This is a genomic window from Streptomyces sp. NPDC001508 (assembly GCF_040298665.1).
Classification (GTDB): domain Bacteria; phylum Actinomycetota; class Actinomycetes; order Streptomycetales; family Streptomycetaceae; genus Streptomyces.
Genome location: NZ_JBEPAP010000109.1, coordinates 1 through 15,388, shown reverse-complemented (window position 1 = coordinate 15,388; position 15,388 = coordinate 1). Strand labels below are relative to the sequence as shown.

14 protein-coding genes are annotated in these 15,388 nt (G+C 66.7%); 8 read left to right on the top strand and 6 right to left on the bottom strand.

Annotation, left to right across the window (positions count from 1 at the left end):
* The first annotated feature begins 71 nt into the window (after positions 1 to 71).
* The 6 genes from ABT245_RS44600 to ABT245_RS44575 all read left to right on the top strand — a co-directional run bounded on the left by ABT245_RS44600 (position 72) and on the right by ABT245_RS44575 (position 4,594).
* Entirely contained in the window at positions 72 to 1,202 is a 1,131-nt protein-coding gene (locus ABT245_RS44600; RefSeq protein WP_351746540.1) for a DnaB-like helicase N-terminal domain-containing protein, read from the top strand.
* 46 nt (positions 1,203 to 1,248) lie between these two features.
* Positions 1,249 to 1,998, top strand: a complete 750-nt coding sequence (locus ABT245_RS44595; protein WP_351746537.1) for an SPDY domain-containing protein — start codon at positions 1,249 to 1,251, stop codon at positions 1,996 to 1,998.
* Between the two features lie 84 nt (positions 1,999 to 2,082).
* Positions 2,083 to 3,474, top strand: coding sequence for an SPDY domain-containing protein (locus tag ABT245_RS44590; protein WP_351746534.1), 1,392 nt, complete (start codon positions 2,083 to 2,085; stop codon positions 3,472 to 3,474).
* Between the two features lie 158 nt (positions 3,475 to 3,632).
* Positions 3,633 to 4,061 (top strand): hypothetical protein, encoded by a 429-nt coding sequence (locus ABT245_RS44585; RefSeq protein WP_351746532.1) that lies wholly within the window; start codon positions 3,633 to 3,635, stop codon positions 4,059 to 4,061.
* Entirely contained in the window at positions 4,058 to 4,252 is a 195-nt protein-coding gene (locus ABT245_RS44580) for a hypothetical protein (RefSeq protein ID WP_351746529.1), read from the top strand. Before ABT245_RS44585 ends, ABT245_RS44580 begins: the two co-directional genes overlap by 4 nt.
* A gap of 69 nt (positions 4,253 to 4,321) precedes the next feature.
* Positions 4,322 to 4,594: a hypothetical protein gene (locus tag ABT245_RS44575; RefSeq protein WP_351746527.1), complete on the top strand. Its 273-nt coding sequence runs from the start codon at positions 4,322 to 4,324 to the stop codon at positions 4,592 to 4,594.
* A gap of 94 nt (positions 4,595 to 4,688) precedes the next feature.
* Here ABT245_RS44575 and ABT245_RS44570 read toward each other — a convergent pair whose 3' ends face one another.
* Together ABT245_RS44570 and ABT245_RS44565 are read right to left on the bottom strand one after the other, a co-directional pair.
* The gene (locus ABT245_RS44570; RefSeq protein WP_351746524.1) at positions 4,689 to 5,363 is read right to left on the bottom strand and encodes an NUDIX domain-containing protein; all 675 of its coding nucleotides are present in this window, start codon (positions 5,361 to 5,363) and stop codon (positions 4,689 to 4,691) included.
* Entirely contained in the window at positions 5,360 to 5,743 is a 384-nt protein-coding gene (locus tag ABT245_RS44565) for a DUF4406 domain-containing protein (RefSeq protein WP_351746521.1), read from the bottom strand. The genes ABT245_RS44570 and ABT245_RS44565 overlap by 4 nt, the downstream gene beginning before the upstream one ends.
* A 48-nt stretch (positions 5,744 to 5,791) precedes the next feature.
* On the opposite strand from ABT245_RS44565, the gene ABT245_RS44560 reads away from it, so the two are divergent.
* Positions 5,792 to 6,550, top strand: a complete 759-nt coding sequence (locus tag ABT245_RS44560; protein WP_351746519.1) for a DeoR/GlpR family DNA-binding transcription regulator — start codon at positions 5,792 to 5,794, stop codon at positions 6,548 to 6,550.
* 798 nt (positions 6,551 to 7,348) lie between these two features.
* Here the strand turns inward: ABT245_RS44560 and ABT245_RS46380 are convergent.
* The 4 genes from ABT245_RS46380 to ABT245_RS44545 all read right to left on the bottom strand — a co-directional run bounded on the left by ABT245_RS46380 (position 7,349) and on the right by ABT245_RS44545 (position 13,063).
* On the bottom strand, positions 7,349 to 7,561 hold the full coding sequence (locus ABT245_RS46380; protein ID WP_502982323.1) for a DUF8825 domain-containing protein: 213 nt from the start codon (positions 7,559 to 7,561) through the stop codon (positions 7,349 to 7,351).
* Between the two features lie 317 nt (positions 7,562 to 7,878).
* Positions 7,879 to 11,409, bottom strand: coding sequence for a DNA polymerase III subunit alpha (dnaE, locus tag ABT245_RS44555; protein ID WP_502982322.1), 3,531 nt, complete (start codon positions 11,407 to 11,409; stop codon positions 7,879 to 7,881).
* A 101-nt stretch (positions 11,410 to 11,510) separates the two neighbouring features.
* Positions 11,511 to 12,272, bottom strand: a complete 762-nt coding sequence (locus ABT245_RS44550; RefSeq protein ID WP_351746514.1) for an SDR family NAD(P)-dependent oxidoreductase — start codon at positions 12,270 to 12,272, stop codon at positions 11,511 to 11,513.
* A complete protein-coding gene (locus tag ABT245_RS44545; RefSeq protein ID WP_351746511.1) occupies positions 12,272 to 13,063 on the bottom strand; it encodes a thioesterase II family protein in 792 nt (263 codons plus the stop codon). The genes ABT245_RS44550 and ABT245_RS44545 overlap by 1 nt, the downstream gene beginning before the upstream one ends.
* Positions 13,064 to 13,598: 535 nt before the next feature.
* Between ABT245_RS44545 and ABT245_RS44540 the strand changes: the two genes are divergently transcribed.
* Positions 13,599 to 15,388, top strand: a 1,790-nt coding sequence (locus ABT245_RS44540) for a type I polyketide synthase (protein WP_351746509.1), incomplete at its 3' end; no start/stop codon positions are given.

The window sequence follows — 15,388 nt, the reverse complement described above, 5'->3', positions numbered from 1 at the left end:
TTCGTCGCCCGCGAGATCTACCGACACCTACCCCACGTGACCCACCCCACCAAACCGCTCCCACAGACCGCTTGACGATCTATAGGAGCTTCCCCCACGCCTTCGGGGAGGACCTGCCAGATCCGGCACCGCCGCCCCCGGTCCACTACGCCGAGCAGGCCCTTCTCGGCGGACTCCTCCTCGAACCCCACCGCCTCCACGACATCCCGGACACCCAACCCGCCCATTTCGGCACCCTCACCCACGCCGCCGTGTTCGACGCCGTGAGCACCATCCCCGCGCCGACACCCCACCAGCACAGCGAGGACGTGGCCTGGCAGACCCGCATCCTGGACCACGCCCGCCGGCAAGCCCGCGGCCTCACCGCCTCCTACCTTCACACCCTCATCCAGGCATGCCCATGGGCAAAGAACGTCGCCGCCTACGCGCGGATCGTCGAGGCCGGCCACGCCTGCCGCACCGTACGCGCCAGCGCCCAACGCCTCGCGCAGACCGCCACCGACAGCACCTTCCCCGACCCCGTACCGGCCGTCCTCGCCCAGGCCGACACGCTCGCCGACCTGCTGGACGAACTCGCCGACCGTTTCCCCCGCCGCCACACCTCCCTGCCCCACACCCCGCCCCCGGTCACCGTGGCCTGCGGCGATGCAGACGTGGCCCTGGCCGAGGAGCGGCTGCTCATCGCGACCGCCACCGCCCACCCGCAGGAAGCCGAAGACATGCGGTGGCTGGCTGCACGCGACTTCACCCATCCCTTCCACGCCGGCCTGTGGCAGTGCCTGAACACGCTGATCCGCCGCGGCACCGCCATCGATCCGGTGACGCTCCTGTGGGAAGCGCAGGAGCACGGCTTGCTCAGCACGGGCACCGATCCCGCCGACGTACTCCGCCTCCTCACAGAAGTGGCCGCCTTCCCGCAGAAGTGGGGCGAGAGCATCCTCCAGCGCTCCCTGCTCACCACAGCACACCACGTAGCGCGGCGCATCGAGGCATACGCCGACGACCACGCCACCACCCCACCCCAGCTCATCACCGGCAGCCGGCGCGCCCTCGCCGACCTGACCGCCGTACGCACCCGCTGGAACCAGGCCACCTCGCCCCCACCCACACCACAGCCCTCACCGGGGCGGGCCGCCGCACCACCGAGAGCCGGCCCGCCCCGGACGAAGCCGGCACCGTCCACGCCACACGCCAGGCACTGAACTTCCCGCCTCCACCGTCAACGACCACGAGCATCCCTGGACACCCATGACCAACAGCGGACACCCGAACCCCGAGCCGGAACGCGGCAGGCGAGTCGAAACCGTCCCCGCCTACGAGGCGGACCCCGGCGACCATCGCGCCATCCTCGACGAGTTCATCACCGAGCAGGGCTGGGACACACGCGCCTGGCCCCACGACACCATCCACGTCATCGACGCATCCCAGACCCTGCGCATCCAGTTCCTCAACGACGCCGATCCGCGCGAGGACGCCTGGACCATCGCCGCCTACGACACTCCCGTCTCCGACCGGATCTGGCACCTCACGCTGACCGCGGGCACCCCGGCCCCCGTCCTCAAGCGCCTGCTCACCGTCCTCGCCGAAGAGGACTGGGGCCCGGCCGACTTCATCACCGACCAGTCCGTCGCCCAGGTCACCCGCCCCCTCCTCGACGCCGCATGGCAGCCCACCCCACCAGGACGCTGGCTGCACTGGAAGCCCCTCCACGGCAACGTCCGCCTCAGCCTCGATGTCTTCGCCGCCCAGGACCCCGACAGCACCCTCACCGCCTGGACGATCTCGGCAGGCGCCGACATGAACCGGCCCGACTGGGCCATCAACGCCTCCACCCACATCCCTGCCCCCCTTCTCACCCCCCTCGCGGACGAACTCGCCCACGGCACCGGCACGGGCACCCGCAGCACCGGCCGATGCACCGCAGAACGGAGCACGCAAACCACCACGACGCTCCCGCCCGAGCCCTCCCAAGGTCCATCGACGCCTCCCCGACGCTGACGCCACCCCAGCCCTCCTCACCGACACCGAACCGCCCGCAAACCGCTCCTCCCCCCGGCCCCAGACAGAGACGAGTGACCCCGGTTGACCTCCCCCAGCCTCGACGTGCACATCCGCTTCCACCGCCACCCCACCCACCCCAGCGCCGTGACCGCCCACATCACCGGCCCCGACCAGCGCACCGCCCACGCCCTCCTGACACCCCATGGGTTCGAAGCCATCGACGAGCACACCCTCGTCCTGGCCCGCATCGACCGCGAGGAGCCCTACTGGGCAGAAAAGGCAGCCCAGGCACTGAACTCCGCCGGCGCCACCACCGAGATCACACCGGATCTGCGGAAAGCCATCGACGCAGAATGGACCTGGGCCGACTACCCCATGTCCTGGTGCACCCGCGAGGAGATCCGCCAGGTCTCCGACGAGGCCCAGAAGATCCACGACGACATCAGCCACGGCCGCCTCATCATCCACGCCCACGTCGACGACGGCCAGACCACCGTCGCCGTCGGCACCTACCGCGACAGCGGCACAAGCGTGTATCTCCACGGCGAGAACCATCTGCGGCAGATCACCGACACCTTCGACTCTCCCGCCCAGGCCATCGCCGCCTTCGAGCGGCTCCACAGCTCCGACGTGCGCCCCGGCCCCGCCCCCACGACCGACACCGAACGCGAAGCGGCAGATGCCATCATTTCTCTGCGCGAGGCGCACTCAGCCGCTCGCGGTGAACACGCCGATCCCGAGCCCCGCCGCCCCGAGGCGGAAACCGTGCCCGCCTATGCTGCCGACCCCGGCGACCTCGACGCCATCCTCAACCGGTTCGTCAACGAACACACCAGCTGGGAAATGTGGCGCACCCTGTCAGCCGACACCACCATCCTCATCCACGGATCGCACATGATCCGCGCCGAGCTCTTCTACGAACCTGAAGACGACGAGGCCGCCTTGGTCATCGCCTCGTACGAAACTCCCGTCTCCGACCGCATGTGGCACCTCCGCCTCACCGCCACAACGCCCGCGACGGTACTGGAAGCCCTCCTCATCACACTCGGCACGGCCGACCCCTGGGAGACCGCTCTCGGCAATCCGGTCACCGAAGAGACCATCACCACCGCCACCCAGCCCCTGACGGACGCCGGATGGAAACACAAGGTGCTGGACGGACGCTGGATCCGCTGGGAGGCCCCCGACGGAGGCGCCGGCGTCCAGTTCGACACCTTCGCCGCCCACACCCCCTACCAGAGCACCCCCGCCACCTGGACCCTCTGGGGCGGCCCCAGCCCCGAACAGCCCACCTGGACCATCACCGCCTCCCCCTACACCTCCGCCCCACTCCTGGCCGACCTCACCCAAACCCTCGCCCACGAAACCGGCCAACGCACCCCCACCACCCCAGACCCCACAGCCCGCCTCTCCACCACACCCCGCCACCTGCCCCCGGCACCCCCCACCACACAGACCAGCCGAACCCGCTGACCGCGCCACCACAGGGCGCACACCGCCGACGACTGCCTCAGTCCAGCCCGCAAGCTCTGCTGAGTACCCGGCATCCTGGAACCGCGCGGGCCTATCCTGACAAGGCGGGCGCCCTGAGGCGTTGCGTAACAGATCTGCGGGGGGGACGGGGATTGGGCATGGTGAGCGGCGAGATCGTCCAGTGGGTGCAGCAGGCCGGGCCGGCAGTGACTGCTGCGGTGGGCGCGTACGGTGCGGCCGTACTGACCCGGACGCAGGACCCCGCCGCCGACGCCACGGTGAGTCTCGGGCAGCGGATCCTACAGGCGGTGTGGCGCCGCGGCAACGAGGCGGGCCGGGCGGAACTGGAACGTGTGGTGGACGAGGCCGCCGACGAGCAGGACGACTCGTACACCGCGGCGGTGCTGGGCAGGCTGCTCAAACGCGCTCTGCAGGACGATCCCGAACTCCGCGACGAGTTGACCGCCCTGCTGCCCGCCCCGGCCGCGGGCACAGTGAACATCACGGCTTCCGGTGAGCGTTCGATCGCCGCGCAGCGCATCGGCACCGCGATCACCGGTGACGGTCACACCCCGCCACGGCTGTGACCGCGGACGAGGGCTCCCCCGGACCGCGGGTGGAAGCCGCCGGCCGGCGGTCGATCGCGGCCGAGTGGATCGGTGTCGCCGCCACGGGGGATGTGGTGGTGCCCGTCGAGGCGCTGTACGCCCCGGAGAGGGTCAGTGCGGCACCGGGTACCTCGAACCTGCCTCCGGCCGTGCTCTGCCTGGGGCGTTAGGACGAACTGGACTGGCTGCGGCGTGTCCTGACCAGCCGACGGGAGGGGGCGATCACGCAGAGCGGGACCGTGCACGGCCTGGGCGGCATCGGCAAGACCACCCTCGCCCTGCACTACGCCCACCGCCACCGCACCGACTACACCCTGATCTGGTGGATCAACGCAGCATCCCCCGACGAGATCGAGACCTCCCTCACCACCCTCACCCACACCCTCGTCCCCGGCTGGGCCGCCACAGCCGGACGCAGCGCCCAGGTGGCATGGGCCATGCAGTGGCTCACCTGGCACCCGGGCTGGCTGCTGATCCACGACAACGTCGAAGACTGGCTCTGTTCACCATAATGAGCAGCAGATGTTCACCACTTCGGGAGGCACCTGAGCCGCCCTGAAAATCGAACTCTCTGCATCCCTGGGCGTGCCCGGGGGAAGCGGTCTTTCAGACGTTCTGCTGTCGGGCGAAGGGCCCGTGCAGGGCTGCCCATTGCAGGAGCAGGATGGTCTTGCCGTCGGTGATGCGTCCGTCGCGGGTCATGGCGAGGGCCTCGGTGAAGGGAAGTTCGAGGACCTCGATGTCCTCGCCGTCTTCCTCAAGTCCTCCGCCGGTGCCGGTTCGGTCGGCCGGGGTGTAGGGGGCGGCGAAGAAGTGGAGGCGCTCGGTGACGGAGCCTGGGCTCATGTAGGCGTCGAGCACGTGGGTGAGCGAGCCGAGTCTGACGCCGAGTTCCTCGGCGCTTTCGCGGCGGATCGCCGTGTGAGGGTCTTCCGCGTCGAGCAGTCCGGCCGCCGCCTCGATGAGCATGCCGTCGGGGTGGCCGTTCACGTAGGCCGGGTAGCGGAACTGACAGGTGAGCAGGACGCAGCCGCGTTCGGTGTCGCAAGGCAGGACGACGGCGCCGTTGCCGCGGTCGTAGGTCTCGCGCTGCTGGGTCTCCCACCGTCCGTCGCGGCGCCGGTAGTCGAAGGTGGTGCGGCGCAGGACGTGCCAGCCCTGGGAGGTGAGCTCGACGTTGCGAATCCGGACGTCGGGGTTGCGGTCGAGGTCGCGCCCAACCAGGTGAAGACCGGTGCGCCCGCGGTGATCGGGGATGTCGACACCCGCGCGGCTCGTCACATGGTCTCCTGCGGGGTGCGGCGGGGAATCTCGGCGACGTCGTGGTAGACGGGCAGGCCGCGGCGGCGGGCGGTTGCGACGTCCTGGTCGGCGCCGGCGGATTTGCCCGGCAGGCGCAGCACCGCATCGCAGTGGGCGAGCAGTCGGTCGGCGGTCGGGTAGAGCACCTGGTCGGCGAGAGGGTCGGTGAGGCCCGCGTCGGCGGACCGGAGGACGGGCAGGGCGATCCACTCGCCGATCACGGGGAGATGACCGGCCGCGAAGACGGGCCAGGCCGCGGTTTCGAGGCGGGCGAGGTTGGCGGCCATGGCCTGTGGGTCGCCGTTGGTGCCGGAGCGGTACGGGCCGGCGATCAGGATGAGCAGGGGCTTGGCGGTCATGACCGCTAAGATACATGCAGAATCGTGCAAGAACAGGAAGGAACGTGAATGCTGGCTGCTGAACGGCGCGAACACCTGCTCGATCTGCTCGCCCGCACGGGAAAGATCGTGGCCAAGGACGTCGCCACCGACCTGGGCATCTCCGAGGACAGCGTGCGGCGCGACCTGCGGGACCTCGCCGCCGAGGGACTGTGCCAGCGGGTCTATGGCGGCGCGCTGCCCGTGTCCCCCGCTGTGGTGGACTACGACGCCCGGCGGGCGGTGGCCCCGGACGGCAAACGGAAGGTCGCCTCAATGGCCGCCGGACTCGTGCGGCCGGGCGGCTCGGTGATCCTCGACGGCGGCACCACCGCCCTCGCCGTGGCGCGGGCGCTCCCGAAGGACCTCGCCTGCACTGTGATCACCCACAGCCCGACGATCGCCACGGTCCTGATCGACCACCCGCGGGCGGAACTCTTCCTGCTCGGGGGCCGCGTCTTCAAGCACTCGGCGGTCACCTGCGGCGCCACCGCAGTCGAGGCCGCGCAGAATGTCTCCGCCGAACTCTGCCTGCTCGGTGTCACGGGCGTCCACCCCGAGGCGGGACTGACCACCGCAGACGCCGACGAGGCGGCGATGAAGCGCGCCCTGTCCGCGCGGGCCGCGGACACCTACATCCTCGCCTCCTCCGAGAAGGTCGGCACGGCCTCGCAGTACCGCGTCCTGCCATGGGAGAAGGTCACCGGACTGATCACCGATACCGATTCCCACGACGCGGTCATCGGGCAGCTCAAGGCACTCGGCGTGGACGTCCTCGTAGCCAACTGAAAGCCGAACAAGGGACCTCAGACCTGCGGGAGCGCCCTCTGGGGTGCGAACCCGACGGGGAATCGAACAGTCTCCACGCGCAGTGCCTCCCGAAGTGGTGAACATCTGCTGTCCGTTCTGATGAACAGAGCCAGAAGACCCCGCCGACCTCCTCCCCTACCTCGGCGCCCTCCACCAAGGACATCACCTGGCTACCAGCCGCCGCACCACCGGCTGGCCCGACACCACCCCCTCCCTGTCCCTGGGCAGCCTCGACCCCGACGACGCCACGAGCCTGCTGCGCCGACTCGTCTTCAAGGACAACGCCCCCACCCCACCCCACGCCACCAGACAGACGCACGCGCGCTCGCCGCGGAACTGGGTTACTTTCCGCTGGCGGTCAAGCAGGCCGGCGCCTACCTCGCCCAGAACCGAGGCATCGGCCTCGACGCCTACCGCCGCCGCCTGGGCGGCAAGCTCGGCAAGGCGGCCCACGGCATCGGCCCTGAACGCACCATCACCCGCGTCTGGAACATCACCCTCCAGGCCCTGGAGCAGGAGAGTCCACTGGCCGTAGAGGTCCTATACACCGCTGCCTGGCTGGCCCCCGACGACGTCCCCCACAGGCCGCGAAGGCCACACAGTGCGAGCACCTGTACGAACATCGACTTCAGCGCGGAGGGGTGACGCCGGACGAACCGCGCGACGGTGGAGTGATCCACTCTGCGCTTTGCGGTGGTGCCCGGACAGCGCACGTCATCCCAACGGACCGGGCCAGTCCACGAAACCGGGATCAGCTCAATGACGAGCTCCGCGCCTTCACCGGTCTCCTCGGCCCAAGCTTCGCAGTTCCCACCATGCGGCTGGCGTTCGGCCGCGCCCGTCCCAGTACGGATGGAAGAGAACCACTGTCGACAATCGGTGTAGGCGCCGCCGCAGGTCGGCCCCGGCGGACCGCGCAGCAAGCTGCCGATAAGTTGCGGCCCACTCCTGCTGGGCCTGGACAAGGTCGTCAGGGAAGGGATGCCGCATACCAAGTTCCAAGCACTTGCTCGTTTACTTTCACACACGCTTTATTGCAGATGGCTCGGCGATTATCCTCCCGCTGCAATTAACGACGTTCGGATATCCCCACGCACTGTCACCGCGAGGCGTCCCGCAATTACGCAAAGGAATCTGAGCGGATTATAAGCAGGTCTGGCTGCTCACCCCTCTGAAGAATTTCCGATACCTGAGCACCGCCTACCCCACCGTCGAGATTGAACTGAGCACAAGAACGTCCTGCGGTTCTACCTTCAACCATCGACGGTTACTGGATTACACCCCTGTACGGGCGCAGAGTCCGCAATTTAATGCACCTGTGTTACGGCAACCGCCGCTTTGAGGTCTGCCCAGAATCCAGAACGGACGTCAACACGGTACCCGAGGCTGTACACCACGGTCTTCTGGCCGCCTCGGACCCGCAAACGCACCTCGGTAGAGCCCGGGTGCGCACGGAGAATCTCTTTGAGTTGCAGGACCGCCTCAGTGTTGACTTTGCTCTCCGGGATCTCCAAGTGAATGGGAGCATTCTCCCCGATGTTGGTGAGATCGGGCACCATCATCTCCATCCCGACGAGTCTCGGGACGTCCTCCCGCTTGTCGAGACGTCCCTTGACGAACACGACTACGTCCTCGGCGAGTTGTGCGGAGATCAGCTGATACGTGGCCGGAAAGAACATGCAGTCAATGGAGCCGGCCAGATCCTCGACGGTGGCGATGGCCCATGCGTTGCCCTGTTTGGTCATCTTCCGCTGGAGCCCCGAGATGATGCCGCCGATGGTGACGACCGCACCGTCGGCGTAGTCACCGCCGGTGAGTTGAGCGATTCCCGCGTCGGCCTTGTCAGCGAGGAGGTACTCCATACCATCGAGAGGGTGGGAGGAGACGTACAGGCCGAGCATCTCCCGCTCCTGAGCCAACAAATAGGACTTGTCCCACTCCTGGGTGGAGAAGGTCACATCAAGGCCGAAGCCGGGCTCGACACCGCCGTCGCCCCCCATGGAGCCGAAAAGGTCGAACTGTCCCTCGGCCTCTTTGCGTTTGAGTGCCACGACGTTGTCGATGAGTGGCTCGAACTGCTCGATGAGGCCCTTGCGGGCGTGCTTCATATCATCGAACGCGCCGGCCTTGATCAACGACTCGACTGTGCGTTTGTTGCAGGCTGTGACATCCACCTTGTCGAGAAAGTCCGTGAAGCTGTTGTACTTCCCCTTTGCGTTGCGTGACTTGATGATGGATTCGACGACGTTCTGGCCCACGTTGCGCACCGCAGTCAGCCCGAAGCGGATCTGGTCATCGCCGTCCGGGGTGAAGTTGGCATCGGACTCGTTCACGTCGGGAGGGAACACCCGGATTCCCATGCGGCGGCACTCGTTCAAGTAGAGAGCCATCTTGTCCTTGTCGTCTCGCACCGACGTGAGCACTCCGGACATGTACTCGGCCGGAAAGTTCGCCTTCAGATAGGCCGTCCAGTACGACACGAGGGCGTACGCCGCGGCGTGGGCCTTGTTGAAGGCGTAGCCAGCGAAGGGGACCAGCACGTCCCACACGGCTTGGATCGCCTCGTCGGAGTATCCGCGTTCCCGGCAGCCCGCTTGGAAGGGGATGAACTCCTTGTCGAGCACCTCTTTCTTCTTCTTGCCCATGGCGCGGCGCAACAGGTCGGCCTGTCCGAGGGAGTAGCCGGCAAGGATCTGGGCGGCCTTCTGTACCTGCTCCTGGTAGACGACCAGGCCGTACGTGATACCCAGGACCTCCTTGAGCGGCTCCTCCACCTCGGGGTGAAGGGGGGTGATCTCCTGCTGGCCGTTCTTGCGAAGCGCGTAGTTGGTGTGGGAGTTCATGGCCATCGGGCCTGGCCGGTACAGGGCCGTGACGGCCGTGATGTCCTCGAAGTGGTCGGGCTTCATCAGGCGGAACAGCGAGCGCATGGCATTGCCGTCGAACTGGAAGACACCGAGGGTGTCGCCGCGACCCAGCATTTTGAACGTCTTGTCGTCGTCCAACGGCAGGTCCAGCAGGTTGAGGTCCAAGCCCTTGTTCTTCTTGATGAGCTTGACGGCGTCGTCCATGATCGTGAGGTTGCGCAGACCGAGGAAGTCCATCTTCAGCAGGCCGAGCGACTCACAGCTCGGGTAGTCCCACTGCGTGATGGTCACGCCGTCGGTGTGCCTGACCCAGACGGGCACGTGGTCGGTGATGGTCTCGCTGGACATGATCACGCCGGCGGCGTGGACGCCCATCTGACGCACCAGGCCCTCGACGCCCTTGGCGGTGTCGATGACCTTCTTCACGTCCGGCTCGTTCTCGTACATCCCGCGGACCTCGCCCGCCTCCGAGTAGCGGGGGTGGCTGGGATCGGTGATGCCGGACAGCTCGATGCCTTTGCCCCCCACGTCGGCGGGCATGGCCTTGGTGATGCGGTCGCCCATCGCGTACGGATAGCCGAGCACGCGCGCGGAGTCCTTGATCGCGTTCTTGGCCTTGATGGTGCCGTAGGTCCCGATTTGGGCGACCTTGTCGGCGCCGTACTTCTCCGTCACGTACCTGATCACCTCGACGCGCCGGCGCTCGTCGAAGTCGATGTCGACGTCGGGCATCGAGATACGCTCGGGGTTGAGGAACCGCTCGAAGATCAGGCCGTGCTCGATCGGGTCGAGGTCGGTGATACCCAAGGCGTACGAAACGAGGGAACCAGCAGCCGAGCCACGCCCGGGGCCGACGGAAATGCCCTGGTTCTTGGCCCACATGATGAAGTCGGCGACCACGAGGAAGTAGCCCGGGAACCCCATCTGGATGATGACGTCCATCTCGTACTCGACCAGCTTCTGGTATTGCTCGTCCCACCCCCCGGGGAAGCGGCGCGCCATGCCGCGGCGGACCTCCTCCTGGAACCAGGTGACCTCGGTGTAGCCCTCGGGGATGTCGAACTTGGGCATGAGGTCGCGCTTTTCGAACATGCCCGTGGTGTCGATCTGCTCGGCCACCAGCAGGGTGTTGCGGCAGCCCTCCTGCCAGGCGTCCGAGGAGTCGATGGCGTACATCTCGTCCGTGGACTTCAGGTAGTAGCCCGTGCCGTCGAACTTGAAGCGGTCGGGGTCGGAGAGGTTCTTGCCGGTCTGGATGCACAGCAGCGCGTCATGGGCGGTCGCCTCCTGCGCGTACGTGTAGTGCGAGTCGTTGGTGACCAGCGGGGGGATGCCGAGCTTCTTGCCGATCTCCAGGAGGCCGTCACGGACCCGGCGCTCGATGTCGATCCCGTGGTCCATCAACTCCAGGAAGTAGCGGTCCTTGCCGAAGATCTCCTGGTACTCGGCGGCCGACTTCAGCGCCTCGTCGTACTGGCCGAGGCGCAGCCGGGTCTGTAGTTCGCCGGACGGACAGCCGGTGGAGGCGATCAGGCCCTCCGACCACTTCGCGATGGTCTCCTTGTCCATGCGGGGCCACTTCTGCAGCCAGCCCTCCGCGTAGGCGTCCGAGGAGAGCCGGAACAGGTTGTGCAGACCCGTCTTGTTCGCCGCCCAGATCGTCTTGTGGGTGTAACCACCGGAACCGGAGACGTCGTCCCGCTTCTGGTGCGGCTGGCCCCACTGGATCTTGCGCTTGTTGCGCCGTGACTCCGGGGCGACGTACGCCTCGATGCCGATGATCGGGGTGACCCCGGCCTTCTTCGCGGTATGGAAGAAGTCGTACGCCCCGTGGAGGTTGCCGTGGTCGGACATGGCGATGTGGGTCATGCCCATCTCGTTGCAGGCGTTGAACATGTCCTTGAGCCGCGCGGCACCGTCCAGCAGCGAGTACTGGGTGTGGACGTGCAGATGCGTGAACGACCGAGACACGAGGCTCCTGTGGCGGTTGGCGACTGCGGCGGGCAGCACCATACCCCAACGATGAACGATCGTTCAGAACGAGCGTTCATCGACCGATCAGTATCAGCCGTTCAGAGCCGGAATCCGCCGCTTGCATCGATCACCTGGCCCGTGATCCACCTCCCGTCGTGCGAGACCAGCAAGGCCACGACATCCGCAACGTCCTCGACGGTCCCTGGCCGGCCCAGTGCGGTGTTGGCCGACGCGAATGACTGCCCTTCGGGCTCATGCAGCCATGCGGCGTTGACGTCTGTATCAGTGATCCCTGGAGAGACCGCGTTGACCGTGATGCGCCGGCGCCCCAACTGCGCCGCCAACACCCGGGTCATCACATCCAGAGCACCCTTGCTCATGGAGTAGGCGACAGCTTCGGGCACGGGCACGCGTGTGAGCACGGACGAGACATTCACGATGCGACCGCCGTCACGAAGCCGGTCGATCGCTTCACGGCAGGCGAGAAAGGGACCCCGCGCGTTCACCGCGAAGATTGCGTCGAAGTCATCCGGACGCGTCTGATCAATCGGAAGCTCGCCGGGGATACCGGCGTTGTTGACCAGTACGTCGAGGTACCGCCCACCGTGCTGCCGTCCGAAGCGATCGTCGAGTGCCGCGAACAACTCCGCAATGGCCTGAGGATCCCCCAAGTCGGCGCGGAGGCAGACAGCAGTGCCGCCGAGATCGTCGACGATCGCGCGGACCACTTCAAGCGCGGCCGATTCCTTGCGCACATAGTTGATCACGACGGTGAACTTCTCACGGGCCAAGCGCAGGGCGATCGATCTGCCGATGCCTCGGCTCCCTCCAGTGACCAGTGCAACCCGGTCGGCGCCCATCACGACTCCGCCTGGCCGTCCGTCACTCGAGAAAGCTCGGCGGAGCTCTCCGACACGAACCGACTGATCTCCTTCGAGACGGCCGTTCGATGATCCGCCAGGTAGAAATGGCCTCCCGGAAATGTCCGCTGCTGGAAGACGCCGGTGGTGTGTGCCCTCCACGCCGAGGCTTCCCGGTCAGTCACCTGTGGATCGCGGTCTCCCGCCAGGCAGAGGATCGGAAGATCCACAACTGCGGACGGCGCGGGGCGATACAGTTCGATCGCACGGTAGTCGTTGCGGATCGCAGGCAGGATCATCCGCACGATCTCCGGATCCTCGAGAAGCCGGGCGCTGGTGCCGTCGAGCTTCGCCACCGCGGCCAGGACCTGCCGGTCCGTGCCTCGGTGGACGTTCTCTTCCCGGGTGGTTGACGGAGCCCGTCGCCCCGAGACGATCAACTGCCGTGACGGGTCCGAGGGCCGCGTATCGAGCCGTCGCGCCACCTCGAAGGCGACCGCCGCCCCCATGCTGTGACCGAAGAGCGCCAGCGGTGCTGCGCGCAGAGGTCCCAGGTTCCGCACTATGCGTTCGGCCAGTTCTTCCACGGACTCGACGAACGGCTCATGCCGCCGATCCTGCCTGCCGGGGTACTGAGCCGCCCAGACACCCAGGCTGCCGGGAAGATGCTCCGCGAAGGGGTGGAAGTACGTGGCCGAGCCTCCCGCATGAGGGAAGAAGAGCACATGACGTGAGGATTGAGAGGTCTCCCGCAGGCTCCGGAGCCAAGGGTTCGCGGTCGTCGTGGTCATCGTCACTCCTGCGTTCACGCCAAAGGCGACCCGCTCGATGCACCGTTCACCCGGGAAGCCGCCTTCACACGGCAGGCGTCCGCGGATGCGCAGGTCAACCAACCGGCTGTCTATACGTCGTTACATCGTTCGATCGGTCCCCGTTGAGCCTATGTTCGACCCCACCACTCGCAGAAGCACCACAAATAAGCCACGGCGACGACTGGACAGCGGTGCCGCTGCACAGACCGCCCGGCACCCCATCACAGCCAGTCGACCCGAATCGCCCTGATGCAGTCCGCGGAGCACTGTGGTATCGCGCGCGCCATAAAGTCGAAATAGCTTTCCGAGGCGTGATGAGAGAATTTCAGCCAAGCCTCACACCGACGGCTGGGACAGCAGGTGATATCGGAACCCACTCACTCCGGTAAGCGCTTGAAAAGGGGCTACCTGACGGGTACAACAGAGCGAGGAACCCACCTAGGGCGAAGCATGCCTCCATCCCCGCATTTCAGTAAAGTCGAGGCAAACACAAGACAAAGGTGAGGATCGGGTATTGGCCGGGAACCACGTCTCCAGGAACCTTGATCAGCACGGTTATGAGCAGACCAAGGGGCAAGCAGTAGCCGTGATCGGCATGTCCTGCAGGTTCCCGAGATGCGATGACAAGCGATCCTTCTGGACTCTTCTAAGTTCCGGAGAAATCGTCAGCGATCGCATTCGTGAGAACCGTTGGGATGCAAACTTCGTAAGTTCTCTCACGAGTGCCGAGAAATCTGCAATTCAGCGCGGCGCTTTCCTTGATGACGTCGCAGGATTCGATGCCGACTTCTTCGGTATATCACCAGCCGAAGCCGCCATGATGGATCCGCAGCAGCGGTTGCTCCTCGAGCTCGGTTGGGAGGCGCTGGAAGACGCGGGCATCACGGACCGCATGGTGGCTGGCACTCGCACCGGCGTCTTTGTCGGGGTCGGCAGCGACGACTACGCGACTCTCGTCGGCGGGAGCGGGCCGAGCGGCATCACACCTCATACCTTCACCGGGTCTCTGCGGAGCGTGGTTGCCAATCGTGTGTCGTACTTCCTCGGCTTGAACGGCCCCAGCATGGTCGTGGACGCCGGCCAGGCGTCATCTCTGGTAGCCGTGCATCTCGCCGCGGAGAGCCTGCGCTCAGGTGATTCCGACCTCGCGATTGCCGGCGGCGTCACGATCCGGCTCACTCCTCAGCACACCCTTGCTGCCTACCGGTTCGGTGCCCTCTCCCCTGACGGCCACTGCCATGTGTTCGATGCTCGGGCCAACGGCTTCGCGCCCGGGGAAGGCGGTGGCACCGTCATCCTCAAGCGGCTGGAGGACGCGCTGACCGATGGGGACGACATCTATTGCGTCATCCGAGGCAGCGCGGTCAACAACGACGGCGGCGGTAGTCAGTTCGCCACTCCGTCCGCCGAGGCCCAGGCGGAGGTGATCCGGGCAGCACACGAGCGTGCCAGGATCAATCCGGAAAGCATCGGTTACGTCGAACTCCACGGCACAGGTACGCGAGCGGGAGATCCCGTCGAGGCTTTGGCACTCGGCTCGGTGATCGGGGCCGCGCGCCGGAGGGCCAGCCCTCTTCGCGTGGGATCAGTGAAGTCCAACATAGGCCACTTGGAGGCCGCCGCTGGGATCGCCGGTTTCATCAAGACGGCGTTGTGTGTGCGGCGCGGTGTGCTCGTGCCGAACGCCGGCTTCCGTGCGCCCAATCCGGAGATCGACTTCGCCGGTCTCAACCTCGGCGTCCAGACGTCCGTGGAGGAAATCGCCACGTCCGCCGTCAGTGAAATGGGGTTCGGAGTCAGTTCGTTCGGGATTGGCGGCACCAACTGCCACGTCGTACTGGCGGCCTCGCCCACACGACAGAGTCAGTCAGACCCTGACGAGGGAGAGGATTCCGACGCGCTCGTACCACTGCTCCTGTCCGCGGCGGCCCCATCGGCTCTTAGGCAGCAAGCGGCACGCCTTTCCGAGGCGCTGCGTCGGGACGGGCTTTCCGAATCGGGCCGGGGGCCGCGTGCGGGCGGGGCTCCCAGTCCTGTCGAAGTGAGTTCGGCGCTGAGGACACGGCGGTCGGCCCTGGACCACAGAGCCGTCGTCTTCGGCGCGACCCGCTCCGACATCTCCGGGGCGTTGGAGGGGCTGGACGCGCTGGCAGCGGGCGAGCCTTCGTCGCTGGTGGTGACAGGGCGAGTGAGCGAGTCTTCGGCAGGTCCGGTGTTTGTGTTTCCGGGTCAGGGAGCGCAGTGGCCCGGCATGGGCGCACAACTCCTGGACACCTCACCCGTCTTCCGCCAGGCCATCACCGA